Origin of the sequence: Kiloniella antarctica (assembly GCF_042682825.1) — a bacterium.
Taxonomy (GTDB): Bacteria; Pseudomonadota; Alphaproteobacteria; order Kiloniellales; family Kiloniellaceae; genus Kiloniella; species Kiloniella antarctica.
This window is the reverse complement of record NZ_JBHUII010000011.1, coordinates 151709-170803: the sequence shown is the minus strand read 5'-3', so window position 1 is coordinate 170803 and position 19095 is coordinate 151709. Positions and strand designations below refer to the sequence as shown.

The following is a 19095-nucleotide window of genomic DNA, read 5'->3' as shown; positions in this document are numbered from 1 at the left end:
ACTTCTAACCCGCGTTGGTAACAATGTACCAGGTAATCAAGGCAACAACCCCGATCAACATGGCAAAAGCATAATGATAGACATACCCGCTCTGGAGGCGACTTGCACGACCAGCAAGACGACGTGTCAAAGCCGTTACACCATCAGGACCATAAGCATCAATCACGGCGCCGTCCCCTGATTTCCAGAGGAAGCGACCGAGTTTGAGTGCCGGACGTACGAACAAAAAGTCATATAACTCGTCAAACATCCACTTTCTGTAAACAAAAGTGTGGATTGGCTTGATAAGACTGACAAACGTCGCAGGCAAGCTTGGTACAAACATATAGAACACATATGCCAGTACAATTCCGCTGACTGCTGCCGCGAGAGGTACAACTTTAACCCATGTTTCCACATGGTGAGCAGCTTCTACACTGTCATTGCCAGCAAGAACGAAGATCGCATCGCCCCAGAAGTCAACTCTGTCATGGCCGACGAAGTAGCTATATCCCAACCAACCAGCGAATACTGCGCCAATTGCAAGAACGATAAGCGGTATCATCATAGACTTTGGAGATTCGTGAACACCTTGCATGGTATGCTCATCAGCACGAGGATTACCATGGAAGGTCATGATAATCAGACGCCAGGAATAGAAGGCTGTCATGAAAGCCGCTGCAGTCCCAGCCCAAAAAGCAAACGTGCCTTGAGTGGTGTGTGCTGCATATGCCGCTTCAAGAATAAGATCTTTTGAGAAATATCCTGAAAACGGTGGTAATCCAGCAAGTGCGATAGAGCCAATCCACATCAGAATGTAAGTCGCCGGAATCATTTTCCAGATCCCACCCATCTTACGCATGTCCTGCTCGTGGTGCATGGCATGAATAACAGAACCCGCACCAAGGAATAACAAAGCTTTGAAGAAAGCGTGGGTCATCAGGTGGAAGATAGCACCGCCATAAGCAGAAACACCGATCGCAAAGAACATATACCCTAACTGCGAGCAGGTTGAGTAAGCAATTACACGCTTAATATCAAACTGTGTCAGACCAATCGTCGCGGCAAAGAAAGCCGTTGCGGCCCCAACATAAGTTACAACTTCAAGAGCAGCAGGTGCATATTCAAACACTGGTGAGAAACGGCAGAGCATGAAGATACCCGCGGTCACCATTGTCGCAGCATGAATAAGGGCTGAAACAGGTGTTGGACCTTCCATCGCATCCGGCAACCAAGTGTGCAGGCCAAGCTGAGCTGATTTACCCATTGCGCCAATAAAGAGCAAAAGACAAATAATTGTCAGCGCGTGACCTTCAAATGCAAGAAAACTGAACTGGGCAGTTGAAAGAGCCTCAGCCTGAGGAAAAATCTCAGCAAAATTAACAGTGCCAAAAAGAACAAAAACACCCATGATACCCAGTGCAAAGCCGATATCAGCAACACGGTTTACCAAGAAGGCCTTCATAGCAGCAGCACATGCAGATGGCTTATCATACCAAAAACCGATCAACAGGTAAGACGCAAGGCCAACCCCTTCCCAACCAAAAAACATTTGGACTAGGTTATCAGAAGTCACAAGCATCAACATGAAGAAGGTGAATAGAGACAGATATGAGAAAAACCGTGAGATTGACTTATCTTCTGCCATATACCCGACAGAATAAAGGTGAACCATGGAAGAAACCACAGTCACGACAATCAACATAACAGCAGTAAGCGTATCAATTTTCAAGGCCCAGTTTAACTGGAGATCGCCAGAATTGATCCAGGTAAACACTGGGGAAATACGCGCATTACCATCAAGCGCAACATCTTTGAAGACAACAAAAGATAGAACAGCGGATACAAGTAATAACCCTGTTGTTATGACTTGCGCCCCGCGGTCACCGATTGCTTTGCCAAAAAGACCAGCAATGAAAGCACCCAGCAGAGGCAGAAAGACTATAAAGTATTCCATCGTCGGATTAGCCCTTCATCATGTTAATATCTTCAACCGCGATAGACCCGCGATTACGGAAGTAAATTACCAGGATCGCCAAACCGATAGCTGCTTCAGCAGCAGCAACGGTGAGAATAAAGATTGCGAAGACCTGGCCAACCAGATCACCCATATGGGTTGAGAAAGCCACAAAATTGATGTTTACGGCAAGTAACATTAGTTCAATGGACATCAAAATAACGATGACGTTCTTTCTGTTCAGAAAGATGCCAAAGATGCCCAGTGTAAACAGAACTGCCGCAACAATCAGGTAATGGGCTAGACCAATTTCTAACATGGTTAGATTCCACTCCCGCTGGTTACTTTTTTGATTTCAACGGACTCTTCACGGGTACGATTTACCTGGTCTGAAATGACCTGCTTGCGAACACCTTCACGCTTACGAAGTGTCAGTACAATAGCACCAATCATTGCAACGAGAAGGATCATTCCACACGCTTGGAAGAGATATACATATTTGGTGTAGAGAACTTGCCCCAGAGCTCGTGTGTTGTGAACTGCATCAATATTCGGTATTGGCACAGCAGCAACAGCCACGGTATCCGGCGAAGCAAAGGTAGATGAAAGGATAAGAACCAACTCTACCAAGAGGACTAAGCCAATCGCCCCACCAAGAAACAGGTGTTGTTTAAATCCCTGACGCGCTCTCTCAATATTGATATCAAGCATCATGACAACAAAAAGGAAGAGAACAGCAACAGCCCCGACGTAAACGACGACAAGGATCATTGCCAGGAATTCAGCACCCATCAGGACAAAAAGTCCAGCTGCGTTAAAGAAACACAGGATCAGGAACAATACTGAGTGAACCGGGTTCTTAGAAGAGATCACCATGAGAGCCGAAGCTATGGAGATCGTTGCGAATACATAAAAGACGAGAGCCTGAATGATCATTTGGCTACCCTTTCTTTACGAGCCTGGTATTGGCATATGATATTTTTCATAAACACTTTTCTTTATCCCAAGCTCTTAGCGATACGGTGCATCCAAAGCGATGTTTTGCGCAATTTCGGTTTCCCAACGGTCACCATTCGCAAGTAGCTTATCTTTATCGTAGAAAAGCTCTTCGCGTGTTTCGGTCGCAAATTCAAAATTTGGTCCCTCAACAATAGCGTCCACGGGGCAAGCCTCTTGGCAAAATCCGCAATAGATACACTTTGTCATGTCAATGTCATAACGCGTGGTACGGCGACTTCCGTCATCCCGCGGTTCAGACTCAATCGTAATGGCCTGTGCCGGGCAAATTGCTTCACACAACTTACAGGCAATGCAACGTTCTTCCCCATTAGGGTATCGACGCAGTGCATGCTCTCCACGAAAACGTGCACTAATCGGCCCCTTTTCAAATGGATAATTCAGGGTAACCTTAGGCTTGAAGAAATACTTCAATGTTAAGGCCAATCCGGAAAGCAGTTCCGTCAAAAGAAGACTGCGGACTGGGTTTTTCATAAAAGCCATCGTCCTCTATCTCTCCACGTTTATAATTTTTTTATTATTCATAGCCATTACTCTCACTGAGCTGCCGGAAGAAGGTCGAAACCAACAAGAACACCAGCTGTTAGCAACACCCAGAACAGCGTAAATGGCAGGAACACTTTCCATCCCAAGCGCATCAACTGATCATACCGGAACCGTGGGAAGGTTGCGCGTACCCAAAGGAACCCAAACAAAACAAGGGCAATTTTGAGAGACAGCCAAACCGGACCCGGGATCCAGTTAAAAGGTGCAATGTCGAAAGGAGGCAACCATCCACCCATAAACAAAATAGCGGCCATAGCACTCATCAGGATCATGTTTGCGTATTCCCCAAGGAAGAACAGCGCAAAACTCATTGAGGAGTATTCAACCATAAAGCCAGCGACCAATTCTGATTCACCTTCCGGTAGATCAAAAGGCGAGCGATTGGTTTCAGCCAAAATGGAAATGAAGAAGATCACAAACATTGGTAACAACGGGAATGCATACCAATTGAACATGCCATAATCGCCTTTTTGGGCGAGAACAATATCAGAAAGATTCAGCGAGCCAACACACATCAAAACGGTGATGATGACCAATCCCATGGATACTTCGTATGAAACCATTTGTGCGGCAGAACGAAGAGCACCAATAAACGGATATTTAGAGTTAGATGCCCAACCTGCCATGATCACACCATACACACCCAGCGATGAGATAGCGAACAGGTACAAAATACCAACGTTAATATCACTAATAACCAGCCCGTCCCCAAAAGGAATAACAGACCAAGCGACAAGACTCAGGATAAACGTTAACATTGGTGCCATAATAAAGACGATTTTGTTTGAGCCAGAAGGAAGAATAGTTTCCTTCATCATCAACTTAACCGCATCGGCAAAAGGTTGTAACAGGCCAAAAGGACCGACCACATTTGGCCCCTTACGCAACTGCATAGCGCCAATGACTTTACGCTCAAAATAAGTCAGATAAGCAACGGCAATAAGCAATGGTCCAACGACCAGCATAATTTGCGCAACGATAATAATCGTTGGCAGAGCGTATCCTTCCCAGAAATCAACCATTGGTTCCAGTAGCTCCCTGCTCTTTACCTAGTACAAATTGTTCTGTACAGGCAGACATCGTTTCGGATGAACGGCTGATTGGATCAGTCATATAGAAGTTCTCAATATAAGCACCGAATGGCTCTGAAGAGAGCTTATCCTTAGTCTTTGCGAAGTCACCCCATACACCTGTATTGATTTGGTCAATAGCGGCGAACACAGGATTAACATCAATCAAACGTTGGCGAAGTTGACCAATATTATCATACGGTAACGCCGCCTCACCGATCTGTTCAGATAACGCACGTAGGATAGTCCAGTCTTCACGGGCTTCACCCGGTGGGAAAACAGCCAAACGACCAAGCTGAACACGGCCCTCAGTATTTACGTAAGTACCGTTCTTTTCGGTATAGGCCGCACCCGGCAAGATAACATCAGCAGCCGAAGCACCCGCGTCACCGTGATGGCCTTGATAAATAACAAAAGCATTTTTGAGTTTTGAAGTATCCACTTCATCAGCACCGAGAAGGTAAACCGCTTTCACGTTTCCTTTTTCTGCGCCATCCAAAATGCCTTCAACATCCAGCCCATCTTTACCCGGAACAAAACCAAGATCCAGACCAGCTACCCGAGATGCTGCAGTATGAAGAATGTTAAAGCCATTCCAGTCATCCTGAACAAGGTCAAACTTGTCAGTAATCGCTTTTGCCTGAGCCAAGACAGCAGCGCCGTCTTTACGTGCAAGTGCGCCCGTGCCAACAATGATCATTGGCTTTTTGGCTTCTTTAAGTACCTTAGCAAAAGAGTTTTTACCTGATGCAACTTCTTTAAGCGTGTCAGGACCTGCCCCAAGGTATTCATATTCATAAGTAAGATCGACAGCTTCACCGATCACGCCAACTTTAAAACCACCTTCTAGGAAGCGTTTACGAAGCCTTGCGTTTACAAGTGCTGCTTCCCAACGGGGATTGGTTCCAACGAGAAGAACTGCATCGGCCTCTTCGATACCTGCAATAGAAGTATTAAAGAGATAAGCTGAACGATTTGTCGTATCAATTTTTGCACCATCTTGACGGCAATCAAGATTAGTCGACCCTAGATTGCTCATCAGATCTTTAAGAGCCAGCATTGATTCTGCGTCATTAAGATCGCCTGTAATCGCTGCAATCTCATTTCCTTTAAGCGGGGACAGCTTTTCTTTAATTGCAGCAAAAGCTTCGTCCCAAGTGGCAGACTTGAGTTTGCCATCAATACGGACATAAGGACGATCGAGACGTTGTTTATTCAGACCATCTGTAATGTAACGCGTTTTATCAGAAATCCACTCTTCGTTTACATCTTCATGAATACGCGGAAGGACACGAAGAACTTCACGGCCACGAACATCGACACGAATATTCGACCCAACAGCATCCATAACATCAACAGAGTTTACTTTTTTCAACTCCCATGGACGCGCATTAAAGGCATAAGGCTTGGAAGTCAGAGCACCAACAGGACATACATCAACCAGGTTTCCGGACAACTCAGTATTTACAGCCTTTTCCAAGGTTGTAATTTCAACAAGACCACCACGATTAAGAAGTCCCATTTCTTCTATACCAGCAACTTCAGTGGAGAAACGAACACAACGTGTACATTGAATACACCGGGTCATGATCGTTTTGATCAAAGGTCCCATGTATTTCTCTGTCGCCGCACGTTTGGTTTCCTTGTAACGCCCGTGGTCCAAACCAAAAGCCATGGCTTGATCCTGCAGATCACACTCTCCCCCTTGGTCACAAATAGGACAATCAAGCGGATGGTTGATAAGCAGAAATTCCATAACCCCTTTACGGGCTTTTTGAACCACTTCTGTATCTGTCTTAATGACCATTCCCTCACCAACCGGCATTGCACAGGATGCAATCGGTTTTGGAGCACGTTCCATCTCGACAAGACACATACGGCAGTTTCCGGCCACGGAAAGACGCTCGTGATAACAAAAACGAGGAACTTCAGCACCTGCAAGTTCGCATGCCTGAAGAACTGTCAGACCGTCTGCAACTTCGATTTCTTTACCGTCAATCGTCAACTTTGGCATCAGTCTCTCCTATTCCGCAGCTTGGCGAGCTTGCTTGTACTCGTTAATCCTGCGTTCGAGTTCCGGACGGAAATTCCGGATCAAACCCTGGACTGGCCAAGCAGCAGCATCACCTAGTGCACAGATGGTGTGACCTTCAACTTGCTTTGTAACATCCCAAAGCATATCAATCTCTTCAACATCCGCTTCACCACGAACCATGCGTTGCATAAGGCGGAACATCCACCCCGTACCTTCACGACAAGGTGTACACTGTCCACAGCTTTCATGCTGATAAAAATGTGACAACCTACAAATCGCTTCTACAACATCTGTGGATTTATCCATAACGATCACAGCTGCAGTTCCAAGGCCAGATCCTGCCTCGCGAAGAGCATCAAAATCCATCGTCATGGTATCACAGACGTGTTTTGGAAGCATTGGTACCGATGATCCACCTGGAATAATGGCAAGAAGGTTATCCCAACCGCCTCTGACACCACCCGCATGTTTTTCAATAAGCTCACGTAGTGGAATACTCATTGCTTCTTCAACATTACAGGGCTTGTTTACATGGCCAGAAATAGAGAAAATTTTGGTCCCAGTGTTGTTTTCACGACCAAATTGTTTCCACCAGTCTGCGCCACGACGCAAGATTGTTGGCGATACAGCAACGGTTTCCACGTTGGTAACCGTCGTAGGACAGCCATAAAGACCACAAGCCGCCGGGAAAGGTGGCTTCAAACGAGGTTGGCCTTTTTTACCTTCCAAGCTTTCAAGAAGAGCTGTTTCTTCACCGCAAATATAAGCACCTGCCCCACGATGAACATGAACATCAAACGCCCAACCCGAACCGCAAGCATCATCGCCCAACAGACCATCGGCGCGTGCTTGTTCAATTGCCGCTTCCAAACGGGTGGATTCCAAATAGTACTCACCGCGGATATAAATATAAGCCGTATGAGCGCCCATTGCGAAACCAGCAATCAAACACCCTTCGATAAGAGTATGCGGGTCATTGCGCATGATCTCACGGTCTTTACAAGACCCAGGCTCGGACTCATCCGCATTCACTACGAGATAGCTCGGACGACTCGAATCTTCTTTCGGCATGAAAGACCATTTGATGCCAGCTGGGAAACCAGCACCGCCACGACCACGAAGGCCGGAGTCTTTCATCCGGTTAACAATCTCTTCGCGACCAAGAGACACTAAATCTTTTGTATTTACCCAGATGCCACGTTTTTTAGCACCCTCTAAACCCCAGTCATCCTGGCCGTATAGATTTTGAAAAATACGATCTTTATCTTCTAGCAGATGCATCACTCACCCCCTTTTAGGGTTGTGCGCTCGCCTTCAGGCGCCGAGGTTAAACGACCTGTCTGCGACCCGATTGGCACATCTTTACCTGCGCGGAGTTCATCAACAATCTCGCTCATACGTTCTGGAGACAAATCTTCATAGTACCAGTTATTAATCTGAACCATCGGCGCATTGCAACATGCCCCCATACACTCGACCTCGACGACAGAGAAGAGACCATCCTCGCTGACATCACCGGCTTTACTTACACCAATTTTATCCATTGCAGCTTTGAGAATATTATCAGAGCCGTTCAACCAGCAAGGCGTTGTACGACATACTTGAATAAAGTACTTCCCAACCGGTTTGAGATTAAACATGGTATAGAAAGTTGCAACTTCATGCGCACGAATAGGCGCCATATCGAGATATTCAGCAACATATTCAATAGCTTCAGGTGGTAACCAGCCATCATTTTGTTTCTGTACGATATAGAACAAACTGATAATGGCACTGGCCTGACGGCCTTCTGGGTATTTAGCAACAATTTTTTCAGCTTCACGAAGGCTTTCTTCGGTAAACTTGAAATCGCCTGTTTTAGCTTTTGGAAAACTACTGGTTTTCATCGGTCGACCTCGCCAAAGACGATATCCATAGATCCAAGAATTGCCACGCTATCGGCCAACATATGACCACGACACATGTAATCCATGGCCGCAAGGTGCGCAAAACCCGGTGCTTTAATTTTACAACGGTAAGGTTTGTTTGATCCGTCAGAAACAAGATAGACACCAAACTCACCTTTAGGTGCCTCAACGGCCACATAAGTTTCCCCTGCCGGAACATGGAAACCTTCTGTGTAGAGCTTGAAATGATGGATCAATGCTTCCATCGAACGCTTCATATCATCTCGACGTGGAGGCGTTACCTTGTGATTAGGAGCAAGAACAGGCCCTTCAGGCATATTCTCAATGCACTGTTTCATTATACTTAATGACTGGCGCATTTCTTCGATACGGACGAGATAACGATCAAAACAATCGCCATTTTTTCCAACAGGAATGTCAAAGTCGAGCTCGGCATAACAATCGTAAGGTTGGGATTTACGCAAATCCCAAGCAACGCCAGATCCGCGAAGCATTGGACCAGATAATCCCCAATCCATAGCTTCATCAAAGTTCATAACCCCGATATCTACGGTACGTTGACGGAAAATTCGGTTTTCAGTCAATAGACCTTCAAGGTCATCGAGGAATGCAGGATAGTTATCAATAAAAGTAGAGATATCGCTTAGCAGTCCAGCTGGAAGATCCTGATGAACACCACCTGGGCGGAAATAGGCTGCGTGCATACGTGCACCACAGGCTCTTTCGTAAAATTCCATCAAAATTTCACGTTGCTCAAAACCCCAAAGAATGGGTGTCATCGCACCAACATCAATTGCGAAGGTCGTAATATTAAGAATGTGATTTAATATACGTCCAATTTCACAATAAAGTACGCGAATGTATTGACCACGTTTTGGCACCTCAATGTCGAGCATCTTTTCAACAGCAAGCGCAAAAGCGTGCTCTTGGTTCATTGGCGCGACATAGTCAAGTCGATCAAAATATGGCAGAGCCTGAAGGTAGGTTTTATACTCTATCAGTTTCTCGGTACCACGGTGTAACAGACCAATGTGCGGGTCAGCACGTTCAATAATTTCCCCGTCCATTTCAAGAACAAGGCGAAGAACACCGTGAGCAGCTGGATGCTGGGGGCCGAAGTTTAGCGTAAGCGGCTTAATTGTTGCTTCAGCCATTAAGCAGTTCCCCCTTCTTTTTCTTGCTCTGCTTTCTCATCACCAGGAAGATTTATGATACCCTCCCAAGGACTTGAGAAGTCAAAATTACGAAACTCTTGAGCAAGTTTAACAGGTTCGTAGATAACGCGCTTTTGCGTTTCGTCATAACGGACTTCCACATAACCTGTAAGAGGAAAATCCTTACGAAGTGGATGCCCCTCAAAACCATAGTCCGTAAGCATACGGCGCAGATCCGGATGATTGGCAAAAAAGATGCCGTACATGTCCCAGATTTCGCGCTCATACCAGATCGCAGAGCTAAACAAAGGAGCAACCGATTCAATCGGCACATTCTCTGTCGCAGCGATTTTGACTTTTATACGCTGATTGTGGGTCAGTGAAAGAAGACAGTAAACGACCTCGAAACGCAATTCACGGCTAGGATAATCCACAGCCGTTTGCTCTACGAGTTGTCTAAACTGACAATTCTGATTGTCTCTTAAGAACTTTAGCACTTTGAGAAGAGTATCAGCTTTGGCCCAAATAACGAGTTCGTCATTTTTAAGCTCAGAGCCAGTAACTGCTTCGCCCAAAGTGGTAGCGATATAATCGCTTAAGTCCAGTAAAGCCTGATTCATATGGTTCACCAGTTTTAGGAATGCCGAAAAGGCTTACCTGCGGAATTTCGCGGTACGTTTGATTTTCTTTTGGAGCTGCAAGATACCATAGATGAGGGCTTCTGCCGTTGGCGGGCACCCTGGCACATAGATATCAACAGGAACAACACGGTCACAACCACGTACTACAGAATAGGAATAGTGGTAATACCCCCCACCATTTGCACAAGACCCCATTGAGATGACCCAACGAGGCTCTGGCATTTGATCGTATACCTTGCGAAGCGCTGGTGCCATTTTATTGGTCAGCGTTCCTGCAACAATCATCACATCTGACTGACGCGGTGAAGGTCTAAATACCATGCCAAAACGGTCAAGATCATAACGGCTACAAGCCGAATGCATCATCTCAACAGCGCAACAAGCCAAGCCAAATGACATGGGCCACAACGACCCTGTCTGTGCCCAGCCGGCGAGTTGATCCATCCGCGCCAAGACAAAACCGCGATCAGCGAGCTCTTCGCCAACATTTTGCAAAACCAAGTCTTGCTCAGGTCCAGGAGGCAGCGGAGCTCCATCCTTGAGAGCTGGATTAGAGATTACTCCCATTCCAAAGCCCCTTTCTTCCATTCGTATGCAAAACCAATCGTCAAGATAACCAGGAAGATCACCATAGACCAGAAACCAAAAAGGCCAATATCACTTAAGGATACAGCCCAAGGAAACAGGAAGGCGACTTCAAGATCAAAAATAATGAAGAGGATAGCTACCAAGTAGAAGCGAACATCAAAACGACCACGCGCATCATCAAATGCTTCGAAGCCACACTCATAAGAACTCATTTTCTCTAAATCAGGGCGTTGCTTCGCCATGATAACAGATGCCAGCAACATAGCAGTTGCCAAGCCTACCGCTATACCGAGAAAGATCAAAATCGGCAAATACTCTGCCAACATTCCATCTAAGCCCATCTCTCCATTCAATCTGTACAATGGGTATCGTACAAATCGCCTTTCATGTCGTATATGACAAGAAGCCTTAACGGCTCTATTTTTTGGTATGTCCTTAATATCGCCCAAAGACGACATAAGCAAACATAGAATCGCCACAATTTTTAAAAAAATCGTGTATTCCGAGTGCTTGAATCAAGTATTAACCCGAAGAACTTAAGAAATTACTTTAGTCCAGCAGGATACTCGATTTACAGATTTTTGGTATACTAAGAAGTGATGGCGAGGATGACGAGACTTGAACTCGCGACCTCTGGCGTGACAGGCCAGCGCTCTAACCAACTGAGCTACACCCCCGCAGAAGGTGCCATCGACGGAAGATTAAGTGGCGAGGATGACGAGACTTGAACTCGCGACCTCTGGCGTGACAGGCCAGCGCTCTAACCAACTGAGCTACACCCCCACATAATCTTCCCTGCGGACGAGGGTTTATTTAGTGTAGTACCCTCCCCCTGTCAAGCGACTGAATAGATTCTTCTTTGTTTTTTACATCTTTTTTGCAAGAAGGCTAAAAATCCTAGAAAATCCTTTAGCTTCAATGCTCTACGAATCGTATTTGGCGACCAAACTTTATTGATAAATACCGATTAAGGCGCTGGAAGAATTCTCGTTTTAATATAAATGATCGACGATTCTATTCGTGAGAAAAAAGTAATACCGAATCAGTTTTTAATTAGCATTATTTAAAATAATTTCGACGCTTAATCTCTGACCAAAACTTAAAGTCTTTATTACGGGAACAAAACTCGGCTAGGAACAAAATACATCCGATATCGATGAGCAATAGATCGAATATAAAAAAACGGCATCCTATTTCTAGGATGCCGTTTTTATGAAGACGCCTGGTGGGCGATGACAGGCTCGAACTGCCGACCCTCTCGGTGTAAACGAGATGCTCTACCAACTGAGCTAATCGCCCACCAGATGTCCCCGTCTGATGAAGAGGGTTTTAAGGTGATTCGGATACCTTGGCAAGAGTAAAAATACAGAAAAATAACATTAAATATAAAAACTTTGCTTCAAAACAAAAAAAAACCGGTTGGCGAAACGCCAACCGGTTTTTTAACAATAACAACAAACAGTTATTTATTGTTCACAGCATCTTTAAGACCTTTGCCGGCCTTAAACTTAGGCTGCTTAGAAGCAGGGATCTGGATTACTTCACCAGTACGTGGATTACGGCCTTGTGATGCAGCACGCGCGGCTACACTGAAAGTACCAAAACCAACGAGACGAACTTCATCGCCACCAGTTAGTGCGCCAGTAACGGCTTCAAATACACCATCAATAGCTTTACCAGCATCTGCCTTTGACAGACCAGTTTTTTCAGCTACAGCTGCGACCAAATCATTTTTATTCATGTTGACCCCCCCTCTAATGTTACGGGTAAGATTAAAAAAAGTATCTAACGACTTTCTTGATTGTGCGGTGATTGTAGATCGCTATTGGTTGTGACGTCAATGCAAGAAACGACCGAATCCCAAGGGTTTTGACAGCATTTTATCTATCTTGCCCCAGAAAAAGCACAACTAGTGCGTAATTACGCCTTCACGATCACTCTCAACATGCTTTTCAGAGCCTGTTTCCTCCACCCAATCCTCTATAGGTGTTAGATTCTCTGACAACGCTACTTTGAGAACCTCATCAACCGTAGCGCAAGGGATTACCTTAAGTCCCTGAAGCACGTTATCAGGAATATCAGCTAAATCTTTTTCATTTTCACTTGGAATTATAACGGTCTTGATGTTTCCACGAAGCGCAGCCAACATTTTTTCTTTAAGACCACCGATTGGAAGTACTCGACCACGTAAAGTTACCTCTCCCGTCATAGCAACATCATGACGAATCGGTATTCCAGTCAACACAGAGACGATTGACGTAACCATAGCAACACCTGCAGAAGGACCATCTTTAGGAGTCGCTCCTTCAGGAACGTGTACGTGAATGTCTTTTTTATCGAACAAAGAAGGTTTGATACCAAACTCAAGGCTTCGACTTTTGACATAGTACTCTGCCGCTTGAATGGATTCTTTCATCACTTCGCCAAGCTTACCTGTCGCAGATACTTTTCCTTTACCAGCAACAGTTACAGATTCGATGGTTAAAAGCTCGCCACCAACTTCCGTCCAGGCAAGTCCGGTAACCACACCAACTAAATCTTCCTGCTCCGCTTCGCCATAACGATATCTTTGAATACCAGCAAAGTCGCCAAGATTTTCAACAGTAACGTGAACAGTCTCAACTTCACCCATTTCAATATTTTTAATCGCCTTACGCAAAAGCTTGGCAATTTCACGTTCTAGATTACGAACACCAGCCTCGCGCGTGTAGTGCTGGATAAGCTTCCGAAGAGCTTCATCGTCAACTTTCCATTCACCCGCTTTAACGCCATGATCTTTTAATTGCTTTGGAATTAAGTGACGGATAGCAATTTGAAGCTTTTCATCTTCAGTATAACCAGGGATACGAATAATTTCCATTCGATCCAAAAGCGGCTGAGGCATACGAAGCGAGTTTGCAGTCGTAACAAACATTACATCAGAAAGATCGTAGTCGACCTCAAGGTAATGGTCATTAAATGTATTATTTTGCTCAGGATCCAGCACTTCAAGAAGAGCCGATGAAGGGTCTCCCCGCCAATCATTCCCAAGCTTGTCGATTTCATCCAAAAGGAAAAGTGGATTAGAAGACTTTGCTTTCTTCATGCCTTGAACGACTTTACCAGGCATAGATCCAATATAAGTTCGGCGATGACCGCGAACTTCGGATTCATCACGTACACCACCGAGGCTCATACGTACAAAGTTACGACCAGTGGCCTTCGCGATAGACTTACCCAAAGATGTCTTACCAACACCTGGCGGTCCAACGAGACACAAAATCGGCCCCTTAACCTTACGCATGCGTTGCTGAACAGCCAAATACTCAAGAATACGCTCTTTAACCTTCTCAAGACCAAAATGTTCCTGATCAAGTATATCACCGGCACCAGGTATATCTTTTTTGATTTTTGACCGTTTTTTCCAAGGAATAGAAAGAATCCAGTCGAGATAATTACGAACAACTGTCGCTTCAGCAGACATCGGGCTCATATTACGAAGCTTTTTGAGCTCAGCAGTCGCCTTTTCACTCGCCTCTTTGGTCAATTTTGTTTTCGTAATTTTTTCTTCGAGTTCGGCAAGTTCGTCGCGGCCATCTTCCCCTTCACCAAGTTCTTTTTGAATAGCTTTCAGCTGCTCATTCAAATAGTACTCGCGTTGAGTTTTTTCCATTTGGCGCTTTACGCGATTGCGAATTCTCTTCTCAACTTGCAGGACACCGATTTCACCTTCCATGAATCCGTAGATTCTTTCCAGACGTTCAGCAATTGTTTCACATTCCAACAATTCCTGTTTTTCAGAAATTTTGAGAGAAAGATGAGAAGCAACTGTATCTGCAAGTTTACCGGATTCATCAATCTGGTTAATAGACACCAGAACTTCCGGAGGTATTTTCTTATTCAGCTTAATGTATTGCTCGAACTGAGAAACCACACTGCGGGTCAACGCATCAAGTTCACGCTCATCCCCTTCGTCATCATCAAGAGCGACGGCTTCAGCTTGAAAAAACTCTTCATTATCAGAGAATTTTATTATTTTAGCCCGACGCACCCCTTCGACAAGAACCTTCACTGTTCCATCAGGAAGTTTCAGTAACTGAAGAACAGTGCCGATTGTACCTACAGAATAGATATCAGAAGGGCTGGGATCATCTTGAGAAGCATTTTTTTGAGTAACAAGCATGATTTGCTTGTCCTCTTTCATTACATCCTCAAGCGCACGAACGGATTTATCCCGGCCGACAAAGAGAGGTACGATCATATGCGGGAAAACAACAATGTCACGCAAAGGGAGTACGGGATAAATATCTCCGTGAGAAACTTCCAACATATATCCTCACAAGCTCGATGGCTTAAAAACGGAATTGAGGGAGGTGAAAACTCACCTCCCCATAAACTACACTTCTTATTAAATAAGAAACCCTACCAAACCTTCAAGTCCCGGTATCGGAAAATAAGGCTGTTAGGAATCAGTGCCGGTATCTTCTTTGCTCTCGCCATATATATTAAGTGGCTGTGCATTACCGAGCACAACTTCACTATTAATGACAATTTCTTCGACACCTTTTAGACCTGGCAACTCAAACATCGTATCCAGAAGAATACCTTCCATAATGGAGCGGAGCCCACGAGCGCCCGTTTTGCGTATAATTGCTTTTTTAGCAATTTCAAGCAAAGCACCATCTGTAAAGGTAATAGCAACATCTTCCATCTCGAAAAGACGTTTGTATTGCTTGACTAATGCATTCTTAGGTTGAGACAAAATCTCAACAAGAGCATCAGCATCAAGATCTTCCAGAGTTGCGACGACAGGTAAACGACCGACAAACTCAGGAATAAGCCCGAACTTCAAAAGATCTTCAGGCTCAACTTCACGCAGAATATCTCCCATCCGGCGTTCATCAGGACCAACAACATCCGCGCCAAAGCCAATCGAAGACCCTTTGCCACGACTTGAGATAATCTTATCCAGCCCAGCAAAAGCACCACCAACAATGAACAAAATGTTTGTAGTATCGACCTGAAGGAATTCCTGTTGCGGATGCTTACGTCCCCCTTGTGGAGGAACAGAAGCAACTGTACCTTCCATTATTTTTAGAAGCGCCTGCTGAACACCTTCACCAGAAACATCCCGGGTAATAGAAGGATTATCAGATTTACGGCTGATCTTATCTACCTCATCAATGTAAACAATCCCACGCTGGGCGCGTTCAACATTGTAGTCTGCAGATTGAAGCAGCTTTAAAATAATGTTTTCGACGTCTTCACCAACATAACCAGCTTCAGTAAGAGTGGTTGCATCGGCCATTGTAAAAGGCACATCCAATATACGCGCCAAGGTTTGCGCAAGCAGCGTTTTACCGCAGCCTGTTGGACCAACAAGCATTATGTTAGATTTAGCGAGTTCAACATCGCCAGATTTATTACCATGCGCCAAGCGCTTGTAGTGATTATGCACAGCAACAGAGAGCACTTTTTTAGCGTGCGTCTGCCCAATGACATAGTCATTTAAAACGTCACAGATATCTTGTGGTGACGGAACCCCATCGCCAGATTTTACCAGTGAGGATTTATGTTCTTCACGAATGATATCCATACATAGTTCGACACATTCGTCACAAATAAAGACGGTGGGTCCCGCAATAAGCTTGCGAACTTCATGCTGGCTCTTGCCACAGAAGGAACAGTAGAGAGTATTTTTCGAGTCGTTATCGCTCGATTTTGTCATTGCGTATGAGCCTCGAAATCAATTCCCAACTAGGTCATGTTGACAGACAGACCCGACCCGCACAATGGGAAATTATCCATTAATAAACAAAAAACTCAGCGTTAAGCCTGATTTTTCGTCCAATTTGTTAAAGTCTAACAAACCTTCGTTAATGAACAGTTCCCTGTGCAGGTTTAATTATAAAAAAAACTATGATGAGCTTTCATCACCCGTCGCATCACTTTTGCGATGAGAGACCACTTCATCAATCAATCCAAATTTAAGCGCCTCTTCAGGTGTCATGAAGTTGTCACGCTCCATACCCGCTTCAATTTTTTCGATTGGTTGACCACAATGCTGCGCATAAAGATCATTCAAGCGCGAACGTGTCTTGATTATTTCTTTAGCGTGAATTTCAATGTCCGTTGCCTGCCCCTGAAAACCTCCAGAAGGTTGATGGATCATGACTTTCGCATTTGGGAGCGCATAACGTTTTCCCTTTGCACCAGCCATCAGCAATAACGAACCAGCAGACGCAGCCTGACCAACACACACAGTTGAGACCTGCGGTTTGATATACTGCATTGTATCGTACATTGCCAAGCCAGCCGTAACGACACCACCAGGTGAATTAATATAAAAAGAGATATCTTTTTTGGGATTATCTGATTCTAAAAAAAGCAACTGAGCACAAATCAAACTTGCGACCTGGTCATTAACTTGACCAGTTAGAAAAATGATCCGCTCTTTCAGTAGACGAGAGTAAATATCATAAGATCGTTCGCCACGGCTTGTCTGCTCGACAACCATAGGCACGAGAGTATTCATATATATATCGCGTGGATCACTCATGGCTTCCCCTCAAAATAAAACGCGTGTCGTAGATTAACCAACGAGTTTGGGTCGTTAACTATACTGTACCAAAAAGTAATATGGGTTGCGCGAGAGATTCGCACAACCCATACCACACGTTTAGTTATCAAAAAGCCGAGACTTAAGCGTCAGCTTCAGTCTTTTTTGCTGCAGCTTTTTTCGCAGGCTTCTTTGCAGCTTTCTTTGCTGGTGCTTTTTTTGCTGGTTTTTTCTTATCAGCTTCCGCGTTTTCGGCTTCGATTTCTTTCCGTAAATCTTCAGGTGAAATGGACTTTTCAGTCACTTCAGCTAGATCAACGATATAATCAACAACCTTGTCTTCAAAAACAGGAGCACGAAGATTAGCAAGAGCCTGTGGGTTCTTTTGATAAAACTCGAACACAGCCTGCTCTTGACCTGGATAGTTACGAGCCTCTTGAAGAAGCGCACCGTTAAGCTCTTCTTGAGTTACATCGATCTCGTTTTTAGTACCAACTTCAGAAAGAAGCAGTCCAAGACGAACGCGACGTACAGCAATGGCACGATACTCTTCTTTCAACTCGTCTTCAGATTTAGCAGCGTCTTCTTCATCAAGTTTGCCCTGTTCTTTGTCTGCTTCGATCTGTTTCCAGATACCATCAAACTCAGAATCAACCATTGATTCAGGAACTTCAAAATCATGGTTTTCAGCAAGCTGATCTAAAACATTACGTTTTAGGTGAGAATGAGCGATACGGTCGTATTCAACCTTTACTTGCTCAGCAACACGTTCTTTTAGTTTCTCGAGATTCTCTTCGCCGAGTTTTTCAGCCAAAGCGTCGTCGATTTCAGCAGGCGCTGTCTCTTCGATGTCTTTTACCTTAACTTCGAAGATAGCATCCTGACCAGAAAGCTTTTCGTTACCGTAACCTTCAGGGAAAGTAACGTTTACGGTTAAGTCGTCGTCGATGTTTGCACCAACAACTTGCTCTTCAAAACCAGGAATGAACTGACCAGAACCTAGTTCAAGTTTAAAATCATCACCGGCCATACCTGGGAGCGCTTCACCACCAACAGTACCTTTGAAGTCAATCGTAACAACATCGCCTGTTTTTGCTTTACGCTTTTTCTTCAACGGGTTTGTTGTTTTGTGATTTTCAGCGATACGACTTAAAGAATCGTCGACTTCGTCAGCGGGAACATCAACAGATAGCTTTTCCAGTTTCAGTTTGGAAAAATCCATTGGCTCAACATCAGGAATGATTTCGAAAGCTATTGTGTATTCAAGATCTTTACCTTCATCAAATGAAGTAACTTCGATCTTAGGCTGCATAGCAGGACGAAGACTACGTTCAGAGATAACTTCCTGAGATGTTTCATTAACCAGAGCTTCAAGCACTTCACCCATTACGTTTTTACCGTAACGTTGCTTCATCATAGCCATTGGGATTTTACCAGGACGGAAGCCAGGGAGCTTAACTTGTGTACTTAGCTCAACCAATCGGCTGTCGATCTTAGCGTCGATGTCCGCTGAGGACACAACCACCGTAAATTCGCGTTTCAGATTATCCGCGTTAGTCTCAGTTACCTGCATTTGCCGGCGACGCCTTTCATATAACAATAAAAAGACCTGGAAGGACAAAAAGCAAGCTGCCCGGGCAGCGCTGGCCTTCCAGGGTCAAAC

At 44.8% G+C, this 19095-nt stretch carries 17 protein-coding genes and 3 tRNA genes; all 20 read right to left on the bottom strand.

Annotated elements, in window-relative coordinates; all coding sequences use genetic code 11:
- Nucleotides 1–4: 4 nt before the first annotated feature.
- The 20 genes from nuoL to tig all read right to left on the bottom strand — a co-directional run bounded on the left by nuoL (nt 5) and on the right by tig (nt 19005).
- Nucleotides 5–1936, bottom strand: a complete 1932-nt coding sequence (nuoL, locus tag ACFSKO_RS16830) for an NADH-quinone oxidoreductase subunit L (RefSeq protein WP_380253771.1) — start codon at nt 1934–1936, stop codon at nt 5–7.
- 7 nt (nt 1937–1943) lie between these two features.
- Nucleotides 1944–2255: an NADH-quinone oxidoreductase subunit NuoK gene (nuoK, locus tag ACFSKO_RS16825; protein WP_380253769.1), complete on the bottom strand. Its 312-nt coding sequence runs from the start codon at nt 2253–2255 to the stop codon at nt 1944–1946.
- A 2-nt stretch (nt 2256–2257) separates the two neighbouring features.
- A complete protein-coding gene (locus ACFSKO_RS16820) occupies nt 2258–2872 on the bottom strand; it encodes an NADH-quinone oxidoreductase subunit J (RefSeq protein WP_380253767.1) in 615 nt (204 codons plus the stop codon).
- A 75-nt stretch (nt 2873–2947) separates the two neighbouring features.
- A complete protein-coding gene (gene nuoI / locus ACFSKO_RS16815) occupies nt 2948–3436 on the bottom strand; it encodes an NADH-quinone oxidoreductase subunit NuoI (RefSeq protein WP_380253765.1) in 489 nt (162 codons plus the stop codon).
- Between the two features lie 53 nt (nt 3437–3489).
- Nucleotides 3490–4521 (bottom strand): NADH-quinone oxidoreductase subunit NuoH, encoded by a 1032-nt coding sequence (gene nuoH / locus ACFSKO_RS16810; protein ID WP_380253763.1) that lies wholly within the window; start codon nt 4519–4521, stop codon nt 3490–3492.
- Nucleotides 4514–6583, bottom strand: coding sequence for an NADH-quinone oxidoreductase subunit NuoG (gene nuoG / locus ACFSKO_RS16805; RefSeq protein WP_380253761.1), 2070 nt, complete (start codon nt 6581–6583; stop codon nt 4514–4516). Before nuoG ends, nuoH begins: the two co-directional genes overlap by 8 nt.
- A gap of 9 nt (nt 6584–6592) precedes the next feature.
- Entirely contained in the window at nt 6593–7879 is a 1287-nt protein-coding gene (gene nuoF, locus ACFSKO_RS16800) for an NADH-quinone oxidoreductase subunit NuoF (protein ID WP_380254444.1), read from the bottom strand.
- A gap of 5 nt (nt 7880–7884) precedes the next feature.
- The gene (nuoE, locus tag ACFSKO_RS16795) at nt 7885–8490 is read right to left on the bottom strand and encodes an NADH-quinone oxidoreductase subunit NuoE (protein ID WP_380253759.1); all 606 of its coding nucleotides are present in this window, start codon (nt 8488–8490) and stop codon (nt 7885–7887) included.
- Entirely contained in the window at nt 8487–9665 is a 1179-nt protein-coding gene (locus ACFSKO_RS16790; RefSeq protein ID WP_380253757.1) for an NADH-quinone oxidoreductase subunit D, read from the bottom strand. The genes nuoE and ACFSKO_RS16790 overlap by 4 nt, the downstream gene beginning before the upstream one ends.
- Nucleotides 9665–10285 (bottom strand): NADH-quinone oxidoreductase subunit C, encoded by a 621-nt coding sequence (locus ACFSKO_RS16785; protein WP_380253755.1) that lies wholly within the window; start codon nt 10283–10285, stop codon nt 9665–9667. The genes ACFSKO_RS16790 and ACFSKO_RS16785 overlap by 1 nt, the downstream gene beginning before the upstream one ends.
- Nucleotides 10286–10318: 33 nt before the next feature.
- Entirely contained in the window at nt 10319–10873 is a 555-nt protein-coding gene (locus tag ACFSKO_RS16780; RefSeq protein WP_380253753.1) for a NuoB/complex I 20 kDa subunit family protein, read from the bottom strand.
- Complete coding sequence (locus tag ACFSKO_RS16775) at nt 10864–11235, bottom strand: NADH-quinone oxidoreductase subunit A (protein ID WP_380253751.1); 372 nt, start codon at nt 11233–11235, stop codon at nt 10864–10866. The genes ACFSKO_RS16780 and ACFSKO_RS16775 overlap by 10 nt, the downstream gene beginning before the upstream one ends.
- 259 nt (nt 11236–11494) lie before the next feature.
- Nucleotides 11495–11571, bottom strand: a tRNA-Asp gene (locus tag ACFSKO_RS16770).
- A gap of 29 nt (nt 11572–11600) precedes the next feature.
- A tRNA-Asp gene (locus ACFSKO_RS16765) sits at nt 11601–11677 on the bottom strand.
- 440 nt (nt 11678–12117) lie between these two features.
- Nucleotides 12118–12193: transfer RNA gene (locus ACFSKO_RS16760), tRNA-Val, on the bottom strand.
- A gap of 163 nt (nt 12194–12356) precedes the next feature.
- Nucleotides 12357–12635, bottom strand: a complete 279-nt coding sequence (locus tag ACFSKO_RS16755) for an HU family DNA-binding protein (protein ID WP_380253749.1) — start codon at nt 12633–12635, stop codon at nt 12357–12359.
- Between the two features lie 168 nt (nt 12636–12803).
- Nucleotides 12804–15203, bottom strand: a complete 2400-nt coding sequence (gene lon / locus ACFSKO_RS16750) for an endopeptidase La (RefSeq protein WP_380253747.1) — start codon at nt 15201–15203, stop codon at nt 12804–12806.
- A gap of 132 nt (nt 15204–15335) precedes the next feature.
- Complete coding sequence (gene clpX / locus ACFSKO_RS16745) at nt 15336–16601, bottom strand: ATP-dependent Clp protease ATP-binding subunit ClpX (RefSeq protein WP_380253745.1); 1266 nt, start codon at nt 16599–16601, stop codon at nt 15336–15338.
- Between the two features lie 189 nt (nt 16602–16790).
- Nucleotides 16791–17432 (bottom strand): ATP-dependent Clp endopeptidase proteolytic subunit ClpP, encoded by a 642-nt coding sequence (clpP, locus tag ACFSKO_RS16740; protein ID WP_380253743.1) that lies wholly within the window; start codon nt 17430–17432, stop codon nt 16791–16793.
- 142 nt (nt 17433–17574) lie between these two features.
- The gene (gene tig / locus ACFSKO_RS16735) at nt 17575–19005 is read right to left on the bottom strand and encodes a trigger factor (RefSeq protein WP_380253741.1); all 1431 of its coding nucleotides are present in this window, start codon (nt 19003–19005) and stop codon (nt 17575–17577) included.
- Between the last annotated feature and the right edge of the window lie 90 nt (nt 19006–19095).

Excerpts from the sequence above, each read along its gene's own strand:
- ACFSKO_RS16820 (WP_380253767.1), bottom strand. The coding sequence starts at position 2,872 with ATGATCATTCAGGCTCTCGTCTTTTATGTATTCGCAACGATCTCCATA.
- nuoK (WP_380253769.1), bottom strand. The coding sequence starts at position 2,255 with ATGTTAGAAATTGGTCTAGCCCATTACCTGATTGTTGCGGCAGTTCTG.
- ACFSKO_RS16755 (WP_380253749.1), bottom strand. The coding sequence starts at position 12,635 with ATGAATAAAAATGATTTGGTCGCAGCTGTAGCTGAAAAAACTGGTCTG.
- ACFSKO_RS16780 (WP_380253753.1), bottom strand. The coding sequence starts at position 10,873 with ATGGGAGTAATCTCTAATCCAGCTCTCAAGGATGGAGCTCCGCTGCCT.
- clpX (WP_380253745.1), bottom strand. The coding sequence starts at position 16,601 with ATGACAAAATCGAGCGATAACGACTCGAAAAATACTCTCTACTGTTCC.
- ACFSKO_RS16785 (WP_380253755.1), bottom strand. The coding sequence starts at position 10,285 with ATGAATCAGGCTTTACTGGACTTAAGCGATTATATCGCTACCACTTTG.
- nuoI (WP_380253765.1), bottom strand. The coding sequence starts at position 3,436 with ATGGCTTTTATGAAAAACCCAGTCCGCAGTCTTCTTTTGACGGAACTG.
- nuoH (WP_380253763.1), bottom strand. The coding sequence starts at position 4,521 with ATGGTTGATTTCTGGGAAGGATACGCTCTGCCAACGATTATTATCGTT.
- nuoE (WP_380253759.1), bottom strand. The coding sequence starts at position 8,490 with ATGAAAACCAGTAGTTTTCCAAAAGCTAAAACAGGCGATTTCAAGTTT.
- lon (WP_380253747.1), bottom strand. The coding sequence starts at position 15,203 with ATGTTGGAAGTTTCTCACGGAGATATTTATCCCGTACTCCCTTTGCGT.
- nuoL (WP_380253771.1), bottom strand. The coding sequence starts at position 1,936 with ATGGAATACTTTATAGTCTTTCTGCCTCTGCTGGGTGCTTTCATTGCT.
- nuoG (WP_380253761.1), bottom strand. The coding sequence starts at position 6,583 with ATGCCAAAGTTGACGATTGACGGTAAAGAAATCGAAGTTGCAGACGGT.
- ACFSKO_RS16775 (WP_380253751.1), bottom strand. The coding sequence starts at position 11,235 with ATGGGCTTAGATGGAATGTTGGCAGAGTATTTGCCGATTTTGATCTTT.
- ACFSKO_RS16790 (WP_380253757.1), bottom strand. The coding sequence starts at position 9,665 with ATGGCTGAAGCAACAATTAAGCCGCTTACGCTAAACTTCGGCCCCCAG.
- tig (WP_380253741.1), bottom strand. The coding sequence starts at position 19,005 with ATGCAGGTAACTGAGACTAACGCGGATAATCTGAAACGCGAATTTACG.
- clpP (WP_380253743.1), bottom strand. The coding sequence starts at position 17,432 with ATGAGTGATCCACGCGATATATATATGAATACTCTCGTGCCTATGGTT.